Genomic DNA, 14,713 nt, shown 5'->3' with positions numbered 1-14,713 from the left:
GTCAAGAGGCTTGGGATTTTTGTTTCAAAATAGAAGGTTGAACCCAAGCCTTATGTTATCTGCGAAAGCAAAATTCCATGATTTGGACTTGGGGTCCATCCCATAATTATAGCCATTGAGAACACTGGAATAGGATAATATTGGAATATTAAGCTCTACTCCTAGCTTAGGAATTATTTGATAGTTAAGTCCAAGGCTAGTCTGAGCAGTATAAGTATGGGGTAAAATGTTAGCTTCTTGCGAACTACTATTATTCATTTTTTGCCTGGTAGAACCCCAATTATGTTTTGCACTTAATTCGGCAAACAAGGAAAATTTATCAGTCCAAACCCAGTATTTTCTCATGAAGACTCCGAGACTAGCTGTATTTGTTTTCCCAACTGATTCGTCGACTATTGAAGAGGGAGGGTATTTGATCAATCCATTGCCAAAACCTATTCCTCCAGAAAGTCCAATGGCCCAAAGATCTGACACAAAATACCCTAGCGTTGGATTTAGCTCAAATGAAGTTTCTCTTACGAAAATTGGATAAATTATTGTCGAGCTAGAAGCTGCAATCTGATTGTTATCATACCTCAATGTTTCATTTGTAAAATCAAGAGATCCAATTACCAAAAATTTACCTTTATCAAACTGAGCAAAGCTTAAAGTCTGACAGGTAAATAAGCTAATAATGAAAAGAAAAAGAACTTTTTTCATAATGAGTTGATTGGTACCCAAGATTGATTTAGAGCTGGATTAAAGCCTTAATTCTTCTTTATTTTTTATTTAAAAAAAAGTTAATTCCCAAGAAAATAGAACTCGTATTTAAATCGAAGCTAAAGATATTAGAGCTTGTAGAGGAATTATTCTGTACGCTCTCTTCTATTAGATAGGCATAGGATAAGGGTTGAGCAGATAATTCAATTCCCAACCATTTTTTTGGAAAATAAGTAAGGCCAACATCGATATGAGTAAAGAAATTTGTGCCTTTAGAAAATAACTCTAAGACACCTGCTGTATTTTGATCTCTCTTTGACCTTGAGTTTCCATAAGCTGCATTCAGCCCTCCGAAGAATGCCAATTTTTCTTCAATTGGAAAATATCTTCTGACAAATGGTCCAATCAGAACTTGATTAGATTGGGTTTGTATTTCTCTGCTTGAGTTAAAAGAATCCTTGATCCTGGAGGAACTTAGGTTGGTTTGAACTCCTAGTAGCCAGTTATCGGAAATAAATAGACCTGTAGATGGTCTAAAAGAGAAATTATTTGATTTTGATGTAGTATTGTTATTTTCTATTGAATGACTAGAGATATTGAGTTGCCCGCTTAAAAAAACAGAACCTTTTTCTGTTTGGGCAATTGCCATGAAGTAGCCGAAAAATAAGGAAAAGAATAGAAATAAATTTTTCATGATAGTATAGAGTTAAATTATTAGGTGAAAAAACGTGTTATGAAAAACTTTGGTTGTATTTCAACTAAAAAACTCCTGTGGACCTAGGTAACCATATGAAAATCAGCTAAAAAATTGAATATTTCAATTTGATGCGTTCAGTTGTAAATTGAAATTTTTACGGCAAGCTTCAAACTTTGTAATTGGCTTGGAGTTTGCCATAGGTTCAGTATATACCAACATTTATTTACTATGAAAAAAATATCAGTACTATGCCTATTCTTTTTTGGCATGATATCCATGGCTAAAGCACAGGTGAGCGTCGGAATTAATATCCAAAACTCACGAAATTTTATCACAGTTGGCACGGATACAGACAAGGAGTTATTTGGGGAAGCTCGCCTCGGTTTGGGGAGAAGAACCGGTTTGGAATTGATGGGAGGGTATAATTTTGTCAGAAAATCAGATGTCAATGTGTACGTTGGCGCCGCTTTGGGGCTTTTTGACCACTACCACCCCAGAAGAGACAGATATTATGATGATACCTATTTGGCTATTCCATTTGGGGTGTTTTTGAAACCATTCAATGACAAAAAGTTTGGTTTCGTAATCGAAGCCGCCCCTGTTTTCTACGGAGAGTACGGAAGCTACCTTCGTGGTGGAGTAGGGTTTAAGTATACCATCAGGTAGAATTTGAAAAAGAAAATTAGGCTATAATCTAAGAGGTTATAGCCTTTTTTGTTTTAAGGTTATCCAAAATCATACCTTAAGCCATATATTGGTTCTTGATAGATTTAGGATTTGATATCTTAGGCCCGAAAGGAAAGAGAAGCTTGCTTTAATAAAGCATTGTTTTGCCGTGATTTAGTAAAAATAGCTCTTTAATTTTCTTTGTTCTTTTGGCTTGATCCAAAAGAACCAAAAAATCAAGACGCAGCAAAGCTCCAACCCTGCCGTTGGCAGGCAGGCGCACTCAGCAGGACGCTGGCCCGCAGCTGCGTCAGCCTATCGCGCCGTTCCCAAAAGAGTTTTATGGCAAAATGAAAGTTGAATAGGAGTAGAAGACTCATAATTCCTTATAACTTTTCTAGAGACCAAATCTTCAAAATCAAGATTCTAATCTTCGGTTTCCTGCCTTCAGCTCTATTAATTTTTTCATATTTGCTTAGCACCTCCTTTTAATTCCCAAGAGAAATAGGTTCTTCATGCTGAAAGAGATTCATATTGTGCATTTAATAGCTGAAATTAATTTGTTTCCTTAATTTTGCGCCCTATGGCAAAGACAGCGACACCGGCGGAAAACGCCCAATTGAAAGATATTATTTCCCATGCCAAAGAGTATGGTTTTGTATACCCTAGTTCGGAAATCTACGATGGCTTGCAAGCTGTCTATGATTACGGGGCTTACGGAGTGGAATTGAAAAATAATCTCAAGCGTCTCTGGTGGGAAACTATGACGCGAGTGCATGAGAATATAGTGGGAATTGATGCGGCCATTTTTATGCATCCTACCACTTGGAAAGCCTCTGGTCACGTGGATTCCTTCAACGATCCCATGATTGATAATAAGGACAGCAAAAAAAGATACCGAGCGGATGTCTTGGTGGAGGAGCATGCCGCCAAATTGGAGAATGAAGGGAAAGCTGAGGAAGCAAAGCAACTCACAGCTGCTTTAGCTCGCTTGCTGGAAGCTGAGGACTTGGCCGGTGTGCGTGACTTGATCGTGAATACGGGTATAACTTGTCCAATTAGCGGAACGACCAATTGGACGGATGTTCGACAGTTCAACTTAATGTTCTCTACGCAAGTGGGTTCCGTGGCTGAAGATGCTTCGACCATTTACTTGCGTCCTGAAACAGCTCAAGGGATTTTTGTGAATTTCTTGAATGTTCAGAAGACCGCAAGGATGAAAGTTCCTTTCGGGATTGCACAGATAGGAAAGGCTTTCCGAAATGAGATTGTAGCCCGTCAGTTTATTTTCCGTATGCGTGAGTTTGAGCAAATGGAAATGCAGTTTTTTGTACGCCCTGGTACCGAATTGGATTGGTATAAGCAGTGGTCAGAAACTCGAATGAACTGGCACCTGGCCTTGGGTACTCCTGCGGAAAAGCTCAGAAAGCATGACCATGAGAAATTGGCGCATTATGCTAATGCGGCCATGGATATAGAATATGAATTCCCTTTTGGGTTCAAAGAAGTGGAAGGGATACATTCCAGAACTGATTTTGATTTGAAATCCCATCAAGAATTCTCCAAGAAGAAGCAGCAATATTTTGATCCTGAAGTCAATCAAAATTACATTCCTTATGTCATAGAAACTTCGATTGGGGCAGATCGCTTATTCTTGTTGACTTTGTGCAATGCGTATACAGAAGAGAAGGCTGAGGAGAAAAGCAGAACCTATTTGAAGTTCCATCCTGCCATTGCTCCTGTGAAAGCAGCGATTTTACCTTTGACCAAAAAGGATGGCTTGCCTGAAAAAGCACAGGAGATCGTGGATTTATTGAAATACGATTTCAATATTATCTATGAAGACGCTGCTTCCATCGGGAAACGTTATGCAAGACAGGACTTAATTGGTACTCCTTTCTGTATTGCCGTGGATCATCAGACTTTAGAGGATAATACAGTTACTATCCGTCATCGTGATACCACTGAACAGGAGAGAGTTTCCATCTCTGAGTTGCATGGTAGAATCACTGAGGCAACGAGCTTTAGGAGGATATTTGAGAAGATATAATGTTGGGTGCTTGATGCCCGATGATTGATGAAAAAAGCCTTGAGATTAAATTTCTCAAGGTTTTTTTGGTGCTACTAATACAATTTGATTTCCATCTCATAAAAATGAAAAATTCATAAAAAAACCCTTCAGTATACCGAAGGGTTTTAATTTCTTGGTGTTTTAACCTATTATCAAGAGCAAGTGAGTCCTGCTACTGGTGGTGCAAGGTCCTCACCAACTTCGTCTTTAACGGTCCACCCACCGGTAATTGTACCACCAGAATTAGAGGAGTTCCAAACAATTTTTACCTCAACTTCTTCACAAGAACCAAGGCCTCCCTCAACTCTTATATTTCGGTTAGATGAACCACCTGGATTTCTTTGCCCAACGGTGAATCCTCCTACTGTTCCAGTAGCCCATCCATCAACTGAAGTTGTATTGAAGTCAACAAGATCACCGTTAATATAAACCGATGCATTGCCGCCTGTGAAGTTGGTTAATCCACCTTGCATTTTAAAGTAGTCTACGCCATCTTCGGAACCAAAGGTATAAACTGCTTCACGACCATCCTGTGCACAGGAAATGGCAATACCGGAAAATTCATTGTTGTCAATATCACATCCGCCACATTCGCCAATCAAGTTATAATTGGTTGATACTGGTCCAGAGACTAAAACATTAAACTCGTCTAAAATTTCTGCAGATATGTTAACTATTCCACATGAACCCCATGACGCATCAAAAGAAAATGTATTTGTACCATTTCCAGAAGTTTGAACCAATGGAGTAGTATAAGTTTTAGGCGTAGCAAACCCGGCACCAGATAATGAAATTTTGAGCTTTCTTCCTGCATTGTTGCTGGCTGAATAATTCCATGCCAACACAAACCCTGAAAGTGTGTTGTAAACTGAGTAACTAAATACGCGTGTTTGAGGACCGCTGTTGTTTGATATGGTAGAAGTTTGTACAGAATATTCAGGATTAGTTGGATCTATGCAGAAGTTTATGCAATCCGTAGATGCGTAAGCCCTTGCATTTTCATATCCATTACTCCCAAAAGGACTCAATTTGAATCCCGCCTTGTCTGCGCTGGTTTGCTCCAGCATCAGATCTTCATTTTCATAAGTAGCCAATTGGCTACAAGAAGCTAAAAGCAAGCCTGAGATCACTAATCCCAGAAAGCTTGATGTAAAAGTTTTTTTCATAGTTTTTTAATTTATGATATAAATATAAGTGTAATTCAAATACAAAAAAACGCCATTCATAAAATTTGTTACAAAATAAATAGTTCCTTTATAGTTTTCGGTTAATGTCAAATATCCAGCATTAGCACGATTTCATAATCACTTAATTGCTTTTGAAAAATAAAATTTTGTAAAATAAATAAATACATAATAAAATTTGGATATCTAGTATATTCTATATTATATTTCTACCCTGATTTAAAAATTAATGAAAGAAAATAGGGTAACAAAAAAATGTTCAGGCTTCAAGTCCGCTGCAAAGCCTTCTCGTTGGAGAAGGCTTTTTTCTTGCCTCAAATTCAAAATTCATTTAAGTGTATAACAGCAATAAAAAATTGACCATCAATCAAATAGCTATGAAAAAATCACTTCAAACCAAATTGATTCTCACCCTGGCTTTATCTGCTATAGTGTGGAGCTGTCAGGAAGTAGAAAGTCCAAATATGGAACTCTCTACTCAGGACCTCGTGAATTATAGTTCCAAAATAATCGAAGGGGAATATATTGTTCGATTACAGCCCACCTCCCTCAACTTCAGAAAAGGGAATGATTATCAAGCCAATCAAGCCGCAATGAGAAAATATTCCCAAGGTTTATTGGCACAATATAAAATCGCCGCCTCCAATGTAAGACTAACTTATAGTGCTGCAATCGATGGTTTCTCTGTTCACCTTGAACCCTCACAGTATGAGGCTATCAAAAATGATCCCCGAATACTGTCTATAGAACCCGATGAAATCATTGCTTTGGGCAAACCGGATAGTCCCGGAAAAGGCGGAGGGGGTGGTGGAAACACCAACAAAGGACCAAAAAATAAAGATCCAGAGCCGACTCCAGAGCCTACACCTGACCCTACACCAGACCCAACTCCGGATCCTGAACCAGATCCTAATCCAGGTACTGATTATGAACCCGAGATATCTGATCCTAATCAAGAAGTTCCATGGGGAATTAATAGAGTAGGCGGTTTTTCTACTTATAGAGGCACCAATGTAGCTTTTGTGATTGATACTGGGATAGATTTGGACCATCCTGATTTGAATGTGAATGCTAGCTTAGGCTTTAAGGCAGTTCCGGATGAGGTAAGTACCACATTAGATGACGAACATAGCCATGGAACGCATGTGGCAGGAACTATCGCTGCCATCAACAATACCTTTGGACTAGTTGGTGTTGCGGCTGGTGCACAGGTTGTTCCTATCAAAGTTTTGGGTCCAACAGGTTCCGGTCAAAAATCCTGGGTAATTGCAGGAATTGATTATGTAGCAGCCGTCGGTAAGCCAGGAGACGTTGCTAATTTGAGCTTGGGTGGATCAGCTAGCTCTACTCAGGATCAAGCCGTACTCAACGCAGCTGCGAAAGGGATTTATTTTGCAATCGCAGCTGGAAATAGTGCTGCAGATGCCAATAATTACTCGCCCGCAAGAGTTAATGGTACCAATATCTTCACCATTTCTTCCATGGATTCCAATGGAGCATTGTCTTCATTCTCAAACTTTGGAAACCCACCGATTGATTACGCCGCCCCTGGAAGAGGAATTAAATCAACAATTCCAGGAGGAGGATATGGCTTCAAGAGCGGTACTTCTATGGCGACCCCACACGTAGCAGGTATACTTCTTTTGAATGGTCTGAGGGCTGATGGTTTTGTCACAAGTGACAAAGATTCAACCCCTGATCCAATAGCATTTAGAGCTGATAGATAAAAAATTAAGAGACTGTCTCGGAGCTATGTCAGCCTGAGCGTCCCGTACAATTTTCGGGATACTCAATGTGACAAAATCACTTTTAAGGCAGTCTCTTTTTACTTTCCTGAATTTATTCTTCTTCAGGACACTCTATAGGTACTAATAGGTCTAAATGGATAGCGTAATATCTTGAGCCATCACCTTCAATGGATAATTCTTCTCCCTTATAGGTAGTGAATAATCCTGCAGCAGGTCGTTTGGTAGGTAGAATATCATAACCCTGAACTTTGACAGGCTCATTTACATCCTGCAAAAGCATGGATCCTAAATCAATAATCAGATTCACTCCATCCCACTCCACAGTGCCATCGATATTTTTATTGCCTGCAAAGATTGGTTGAATAGCATCTCCCTCAGTGTCGAAATAGTACCACCAGGCATTGCCAGCACCTGAATTAGTACCTGCCCAGCCAGTTTCTTCTTTATAGCATTCATCGTCTATTTCTTCAATCTCATCTTCTTCGCATTCCTGAATAGTAAATGGACCGGAATAAGTTGCCCAACTTCCTTTGTTCACAAATCTAGGGCCACATCCCCAAGCACTTTCGCTTTGTAAAACCTCTCCAGTTTCCTCATTTAATCTCAATACAACTGCGTGAAATGCCCAATAGAAGGTATTTGGCACATCCTCAATTTCAAATTGATAGGTAACAACTTGAAGTGCCGGATCATAACTTTCCTTGTATGGAAATTTTCCTGGCGCTGGATTCTTTCCAGTACCCAAACCCTGAGCTGTCTCAGAGAATTTCAAATGGCTTTCGAAAAAATACCAGTCTGTTCCTTCAGTAGAAGCTGTGATATAGACATAATCTTCATCATTATAAACTTCTACATTACCCACTTCTATCGTTTTTCCTGCCAATAAACAGGTTTGAGAAGATTCCCCGCAAACCTCAGCTTCGCTGATAATTACTCTGGAATTAATATCTCCATATGGAGAACCTTTGATAAAATCAACCCTTTCAGGAATCTCTAATTGATCCAAAAAATCAGGATCATCCATTTGGCTACAGCCAAAGGCAAAAAGGACAAATACCAAGCTCCATAACCCGATGGAGAAATTGGCGATTTTAAAGCTTTTCATGACAGTTAGAATTATTAATAAAAATACATAATAAATGAATTGATTGTATTTTAAATCATTAAAAAAGTTTCTGATTATCAGTTATTTGTAGTTTGTATTTTTCTGAAATCAAACTCAATTTTTTTTCATGAAAGTGCTTTTTTGAAAGAGTTTTTGAAAAGATTATAACTCCAAGTTGATTTTTGTAGTTTGCTTTTGATTAAGGTTATGTCTAAAAAAGCAATCATCATAGGTTCTGGAATAGCGGGACTGGCTTCATCTGTGCGTTTGGCAGCGAAAGGCTTCGAAGTGGAAGTCTTTGAGGCAAACTCATACCCTGGAGGCAAACTTTCAGAAATTCAATTAGGCGCTTACCGTTTTGATGCTGGGCCATCTCTTTTTACCCTTCCTGAGCAAGTTGAAGAACTGTTTAGGCTTGCGGGAAAGAACCCCAAGGACCACTTTGAATACCAAAAGCTGGATATAGCCTGCCACTATTTCTGGGAAGATGGCAAGCAGATCAAAGCATTCGCAGATATCAATCAATTTGCTGAGGAAGTGGAGACGAAATTAGGAGAACCTGCTTCTCATGTGAGAAAGGCTTTAAAAAACTCAGCATTCATCTATGAGAATTTGTCGCCTCTTTTTATGCATAGGTCTTTGCATCAATTCAGTACCTGGACCAATGCTCAGGCGCTCAAATCTTATTTAAAAATGGGTAAGCTGGGTATTTTTTCAACTATGAATCAGGCCAATGAGGCCTTATTCGAAAACCCAAAAATGGTTCAGCTTTTCAATCGATACGCTACTTATAATGGTTCAGACCCTTATCAGACTCCTGCCACCTTAAATATTATTCCACACTTAGAATTCAATCGGGGAGCATATTTCCCAAAAAAAGGGATGCACGACATCACCCAGAGTATTTACAAACTCGCGAAGTCTATGGGTGTACAATTTCACTTCAATTCAAAAGTGGAAGAGATTTTGATTGATAAAGGCAAGGCAGTGGGAATAATCGTTTCTGGGGAGGAAAAAAAGGCTGATCTAGTAATCAATAATATGGACATGGTCAATGCCTATAAGAGCCTTTTGAAAAAGCAAAAGCAACCCAAAAGGCTATTGAATCAGCCCAAGTCCAGTTCTGCCTTGATTTTTTATTGGGGGATCAAGAAGGAGTTTAAGCAGCTAGGTCTACATAATATCTTATTTTCTGAAAACTATAAAGCTGAGTTCGAGCATATTTTTGAAAAGGGCAGTATATACCAGGATCCGACTGTCTATATCAACATTACCTCAGTCTGTAAACCCGATGATGCCCCCGAAGGCAGTATGAACTGGTTTACCATGATCAATGTGCCGAATAATCAAGGGCAAGATTGGGATCAATTGATTCAAGAGGCCAAGAAAAATATCATTTCAAAAGTGAATAGGGTGCTTCAAACTGATATAGAATCATTGATTGAGGTAGAAGAGATTTTGGATCCCAGAACCATTGAATCCAAAACTTCCAGTGCCCAAGGAGCACTTTATGGAAACAGCTCCAATAATAAGTTTGCTGCTTTTCTCCGGCATGCAAATTATTCATCCTCTATCAAAAACCTTTTTTTCTGTGGAGGCTCTGTTCATCCTGGAGGAGGAATTCCTCTATCCCTTCTTTCTGCGAAGATTATGATTGGTTTTATAAAATAGCCAATAATTTAAATTTATCGTAAATTGAAGTATGAACTGGAGAGAACACATCACATTAGATAATCGTGTTTTGTTAGGAAAACCTACCATCAAAGGAACCAGGATTTCTATTGAGCATATTTTAGATCTTTTGGCTTCTGGATGGTCAGAGAAGGACTTATTGGAGAATTACCCAAGATTAACTCCCAATTCAATTCGTGCAGTTTTTGCCTACATTCAGGAAATGATGAAGGATGGGTTTCTTTTCTCAGAAGCTGCTGAAAGTGGTAAATGAAGTTTTTAGCTAATGAAAATATTCCTCAAGCCAGTGTGAAATACCTTCTAAGTAAGGGCTGGGATATAATTTCAGTTGGCTTGGATTTTTCAGGGATAAGTGATGAAGAAGTAATAAAAATCTCAAATGAACAATACCGGACAATTCTTACCCATGATAGTGATTATGGAGAATTGATCTTTAAATATGGCTTTAGGCCTAAGGCTGGTGTGATCTATATACGTCAGAAACCAGAAAACCCTGAATTTACTGGAAGGCTATTGGAAAAAGTGGTGAACTCTAAAAATATTTCATTTGAAGCTGCTTTGACTGTGATTGATCAAAATTCAATTAGGCAGAAAAGATTTTGAACTGATTGAGATTTCTCACTTCAGACTTTCCAAGGCTTCTTGAATCAGATCCTGCTCAAATCCTTTTTGCATCAAATAGCCTATGACCTTGTACCGCTTTTTATATGGATCTGACTCATTCGTTTTGGTCCATTTTTTTTCTGTTTCTGTCAGTAAAGTATCGTAATATTCTTCCGGGTCAATTTCCAAAAGACCTTTTCTAATTAATTCTTCAGGAATCTGACGCATTTTCAATTCCATTTTGATCCTGTTCTTTCCCCATCGCTTCAATCTGAACTTCCCTCTGCAAAAGGCTCTGGCAAAGCGCTCCTCGTCCAAAAAATTTTCCTTGATCAAATAGCTGATAAGCTCTTCTGCCTTTTCGTCTGTAATTCCTTTCTCAAACAATTTCCTTCGAACTTCCCAAGAACAGCGCTCCTGATATGCACAGTAGGTGGAAAGCTTTTCCTGGGCTTCAGTAAAAGTCCAGGACTTTTTTCCAGACTGATTCAGGTTATTTTTTCCCCAACCGGACATTTTCCTTAATTTTATTCGAGATTATGACGATTTGAATATCCCAAACCTAATAAAATTTTAATTCTATCATGCGCAAAAAGATAATAGCCGGTAACTGGAAAATGAATATGACTTTTGATGAAGGCCAAAAATTGACCTCTGAGATCGTAAACATGTTCAAGGACGAAAATATCCAGGATGTACACATAGTGCTGAATCCACCCTTTCCCCACCTTTTTCCAGTAAAAAAACTGATTGGTGATACCCCGGGAGTTTATTTGGGAGCACAAAACTGTTCGGACAAAGAATCAGGTGCATTTACCGGTGAAGTTTCTGCAAAAATTTTGGCTTCCTTCGGTGCGCAGTATGTCATTATAGGACATTCAGAGCGAAGAGAATATTTTAAGGAAAATAACGAGCTGCTCTCTGTAAAAGTAAAACAGGCTTTAGAGCATGGACTGACTCCAATTTTCTGCTGTGGCGAATCTTTAGAAATCAGAGAAGCTGGTACTCACGAGCCTAATGTGAAGTTTCAGCTGACTGACTCTCTTTTTGATTTGAGTGCAGATGAGATCAAAAAGGTAGTAATTGCTTACGAGCCAATTTGGGCGATCGGAACAGGTAAAACCGCAACCTCTGACCAAGCTCAGGAAATGCATTTTGCTTTGAGAAGACATTTAGGTTCAAAATATGGCAAAGATGTAGCTGCAGAAATCTCAATCCTTTATGGAGGAAGTATGAATGCGGGAAATGCCGCTGATTTACTTTCCAAGCCAGATGTGGATGGAGGTTTGATTGGCGGGGCTTCATTGAAGTCAAGAGACTTTATCGAAATCGTAAAATCTTATTGATTCTATGGATTACCTGGAGTTTAAAATCAGTTGCCGGGAAGAATTCCGGGAAATCCTTATAGCTGAATTATCCGAAATAGGTTTTGATTCCTTCCTCGAGACAGAGGAAGGAATTGATGTATATGCCCCATCGGATTCTTTTGACAGGGAAAGTTTTGAAGGCATATTGTCCCAATACCAAGATGCGGCGAGCATTTCGGTGAAAGAAGGGAAAGTTGCAAAAGTCAACTGGAACGAAGAATGGGAAAAAAACTATGATCCCATATCGGTAGGAGACCTAGTTTATGTCAGGGCCTCTTTTCACCCATCCCAAGCAGGATTTCAACATGAGATAGTAATCAATCCCAAAATGTCTTTTGGTACAGGTCATCATGCCACTACTTACCAAATGCTGAAACTTCAGGGCGAAGTAGATCATCAGGGGAAAAGAGTCTTGGACGTGGGTTCCGGAACTGGCATATTAGCCATCATGGCGCATTTGTTGGGAGCAAAGGAAGTTCAGGCATTTGATATCGATGATTGGTGTGTAGACAATGGCAATGAGAATTTCGCCCTAAACGGGATGGATATTCAAATGGGTTTGGGAACTATCAGAGATGTAAATCCTTCAGGTCCATTTGATATCGTATTGGCCAATATCAATAAGAACGTGTTGCTGGATGAGATTCCTATTTATGCCGGCTTATTGAAGCCCGATGGCTTTTTGTTTTTGAGTGGATTTTACACTCCGGATGTGGATGACCTGATGGAGATAGCAAGTTCCTTGGGGTTAAAACTGGAAAAGCAGTCCGAGCGAAATCAATGGGCAGCTTTAGTATTGAGGAAAGGTTGATATGCAAGAATTACTCATTTATGCGTTGATTTTTTTGGCACTGATTGGTCATTGTCTGCTTGCAGGAAAAATGTACCGAACAGTGCATTCAGATAAAAGTCTGACGATTACTGAGAAGAACGACTGGAAACTGAAATCCCTGATCTTTCCCGCGTATTTTTGGTTTGAGTACAAAAAACTAAAAAAAGCTCAGGACTGAACTATTTCTGTTTTCAAGGGCTTGAAATGCTACGATCTGTTCAATTTGAAGAGATTTTCATCTTAAATACTTTTGTAATTTAGCCACATGGAGTACGTCTGGAAACAAAAACCCAAAGCCTCACAAAGCACAATTGAAAAACTGGGGAAAGAGATTAATGTCAATCCCATTTTATCAAATATGCTGATCAATAGAGGGGTGGAGTCTTTTGATCAGGCAAAAGATTATTTCCGCCCCAGCTTGAGCCAGCTGCATGATCCATTTTTGATGCAGGATATGCATCAGGCAGTTACCCGAATTGAAAAAGCGATTGCCAATCAGGAAAAGATTCTGGTGTATGGGGATTACGATGTGGACGGGACTACGGCAGTGGCTTTGGTTTACAGCTTTTTGAAAGGCTTTTATCCTTTGGTGGATTTTTACATTCCGGATAGATACAAAGAGGGCTATGGTATCAGTGAAAGAGGAGTCCGCTATGCCGCCGAGAATGACTTTGCTTTGGTAATTGCCTTGGATTGCGGGATCAAGGCCATAGACAAGGTCAATTTAGCTTCACAGCTTGATGTGGACTTTATCATTTGCGATCATCATACTCCGGGCGAGGAGCTACCTAAAGCTATTGCTGTTCTTGATGCAAAAAGAGAAGATTGCAATTATCCATATAAAGAGCTCAGTGGCTGCGGCGTTGGCTTTAAACTGATTCAAGCCATTGCAAAAAGCAGGGGAATGGATGAGTCTAATCTGTATGCTTACTTGGATCTTTTGGTAGTAAGTATAGCCGCTGACATTGTGCCGATTACCGGAGAAAATAGAATTCTTGCCTATTACGGCCTAGATAGAATTAATAACACCCCAAGGGCTGGACTGAAAGCTTTGATTTTGCGAAGCAAAATCGAAAAGGAAATAGGGATCTCGGATATAGTCTTTAAAATCGGACCAAGAATCAATGCTTCCGGAAGATTAGAACATGCCAAAGCTTCAGTAGAATTGCTAATCTCTACCGATTTGGAGGAGGCAATTGAGCGAGCTAAAGTAGTGGATGAGGTCAATGCGACTAGAAGAAATTTTGATGAAAATATCACTCGGGAAGCCTTTGAAATGATCGCCGAAAGAGAGGAACAGGCGGAATGGAATTCAACAGTTCTTTTCAAGGAAGATTGGCACAAAGGGGTTATCGGGATTGTGGCGAGTCGTTGCATTGAAAAATATTATCGACCAACCATTATCTTAACTGAATCCAATGCCAAAGCTACGGGAAGCGCACGTTCGGTAGTGGATTTTGATATTTATGAAGCTATCGCTGAATGCTCGGATTTATTAGATCAATTTGGTGGTCATAAATATGCGGCGGGATTGACCCTTTCTGTGGATAATGTACCAGCTTTTCAGGCGAAGTTCGAGCAGGTGGTCAAGAGCCGGATTGAAGAGGTTCATCGCAAGCCCGTAATTGAAGTAGACGATGAGCTTTTACTCGATCAGATCAATTATAAATTTCATAATATTCTAAAGCAAATGGCTCCATTTGGCCCCGGAAACACAGAGCCAGTATTTAGAATATCCAATGTATATGCAGAGGATGTGGCGGTTTTAAAAGACAAACATCTTCGCTTTAAAATTGTCCAGGATGGCCAACTCACAACTCCCGTTTGTTTGGGTTTTGGAATGGCTGACCGAGCAAAAGATCCGGATTTAACCACAGTAAATATGCTTAGGGGAAGAATGCGGTTTGATATAGTTGCCGAGTTGAGAGAGAATTTTTTCAGGGATAAGAGTAGCTTGCAGCTTTATGTGAAGGATATCAAATTTGATTGAGAAATCAGCTAACTTAAATTTGATACAATATCCTAAATAAAAAGAGCAGTGTAAATTAA

Annotated in this window: 14 protein-coding genes; 9 read left to right on the top strand and 5 right to left on the bottom strand. The window is 39.4% G+C overall.

Annotated features, from left to right (window positions below):
• Positions 1–24: 24 nt before the first annotated feature.
• Positions 25–699, bottom strand: a complete 675-nt coding sequence (locus tag BM073_RS08630; protein WP_139217467.1) for a hypothetical protein — start codon at positions 697–699, stop codon at positions 25–27.
• 58 nt (positions 700–757) lie between these two features.
• A complete protein-coding gene (locus tag BM073_RS08625; protein WP_091653289.1) occupies positions 758–1,393 on the bottom strand; it encodes an outer membrane beta-barrel protein in 636 nt (211 codons plus the stop codon).
• A 231-nt stretch (positions 1,394–1,624) separates the two neighbouring features.
• On the opposite strand from BM073_RS08625, the gene BM073_RS08620 reads away from it, so the two are divergent.
• Together BM073_RS08620 and BM073_RS08615 are read left to right on the top strand one after the other, a co-directional pair.
• Entirely contained in the window at positions 1,625–2,062 is a 438-nt protein-coding gene (locus BM073_RS08620; RefSeq protein WP_091653286.1) for an outer membrane insertion C- signal, read from the top strand.
• A 583-nt stretch (positions 2,063–2,645) separates the two neighbouring features.
• On the top strand, positions 2,646–4,112 hold the full coding sequence (locus BM073_RS08615) for a glycine--tRNA ligase (protein ID WP_091653284.1): 1,467 nt from the start codon (positions 2,646–2,648) through the stop codon (positions 4,110–4,112).
• A 173-nt stretch (positions 4,113–4,285) separates the two neighbouring features.
• Here the strand turns inward: BM073_RS08615 and BM073_RS08610 are convergent, their stop codons facing one another.
• Positions 4,286–5,263 (bottom strand): hypothetical protein, encoded by a 978-nt coding sequence (locus tag BM073_RS08610; RefSeq protein ID WP_139217466.1) that lies wholly within the window; start codon positions 5,261–5,263, stop codon positions 4,286–4,288.
• Between the two features lie 431 nt (positions 5,264–5,694).
• On the opposite strand from BM073_RS08610, the gene BM073_RS08605 reads away from it, so the two are divergent.
• On the top strand, positions 5,695–7,044 hold the full coding sequence (locus BM073_RS08605; protein ID WP_245756390.1) for a S8 family serine peptidase: 1,350 nt from the start codon (positions 5,695–5,697) through the stop codon (positions 7,042–7,044).
• Between the two features lie 112 nt (positions 7,045–7,156).
• Here the strand turns inward: BM073_RS08605 and BM073_RS08600 are convergent, their stop codons facing one another.
• Complete coding sequence (locus BM073_RS08600; protein ID WP_091653279.1) at positions 7,157–8,170, bottom strand: hypothetical protein; 1,014 nt, start codon at positions 8,168–8,170, stop codon at positions 7,157–7,159.
• 207 nt (positions 8,171–8,377) lie between these two features.
• On the opposite strand from BM073_RS08600, the gene crtD reads away from it, so the two are divergent.
• Genes crtD through BM073_RS08585 form a run of 3 tightly spaced genes read left to right on the top strand, consistent with a single transcriptional unit; the run spans position 8,378 to position 10,465 of the window.
• A complete protein-coding gene (gene crtD, locus BM073_RS08595) occupies positions 8,378–9,841 on the top strand; it encodes a 1-hydroxycarotenoid 3,4-desaturase CrtD (RefSeq protein ID WP_091653276.1) in 1,464 nt (487 codons plus the stop codon).
• Between the two features lie 31 nt (positions 9,842–9,872).
• Entirely contained in the window at positions 9,873–10,115 is a 243-nt protein-coding gene (locus BM073_RS08590) for a DUF433 domain-containing protein (RefSeq protein WP_091653274.1), read from the top strand.
• Entirely contained in the window at positions 10,112–10,465 is a 354-nt protein-coding gene (locus BM073_RS08585; RefSeq protein WP_091653271.1) for a DUF5615 family PIN-like protein, read from the top strand. Before BM073_RS08590 ends, BM073_RS08585 begins: the two co-directional genes overlap by 4 nt.
• A 15-nt stretch (positions 10,466–10,480) precedes the next feature.
• Here the strand turns inward: BM073_RS08585 and BM073_RS08580 are convergent, their stop codons facing one another.
• On the bottom strand, positions 10,481–10,981 hold the full coding sequence (locus BM073_RS08580) for a regulatory protein RecX (RefSeq protein ID WP_091653268.1): 501 nt from the start codon (positions 10,979–10,981) through the stop codon (positions 10,481–10,483).
• A 68-nt stretch (positions 10,982–11,049) separates the two neighbouring features.
• On the opposite strand from BM073_RS08580, the gene tpiA reads away from it, so the two are divergent.
• The 3 genes from tpiA (at position 11,050) to recJ (ending at position 14,654) form a co-directional block, all read left to right on the top strand.
• Positions 11,050–11,811: a triose-phosphate isomerase gene (gene tpiA / locus BM073_RS08575; protein WP_091653266.1), complete on the top strand. Its 762-nt coding sequence runs from the start codon at positions 11,050–11,052 to the stop codon at positions 11,809–11,811.
• 4 nt (positions 11,812–11,815) lie between these two features.
• Complete coding sequence (gene prmA, locus BM073_RS08570; RefSeq protein WP_091653263.1) at positions 11,816–12,643, top strand: 50S ribosomal protein L11 methyltransferase; 828 nt, start codon at positions 11,816–11,818, stop codon at positions 12,641–12,643.
• Positions 12,644–12,929: 286 nt separating this feature from the next.
• Positions 12,930–14,654, top strand: a complete 1,725-nt coding sequence (recJ, locus tag BM073_RS08560) for a single-stranded-DNA-specific exonuclease RecJ (protein ID WP_091653257.1) — start codon at positions 12,930–12,932, stop codon at positions 14,652–14,654.
• Positions 14,655–14,713: the final 59 nt, after the last annotated feature.

Origin of the sequence: Algoriphagus ornithinivorans (assembly GCF_900115305.1) — a bacterium.
Lineage (GTDB): Bacteria > Bacteroidota > Bacteroidia > Cytophagales > Cyclobacteriaceae > Algoriphagus > Algoriphagus ornithinivorans.
Note: the sequence above shows the minus strand (reverse complement) of the source record. Positions and strands in the feature narration are given on the sequence as shown.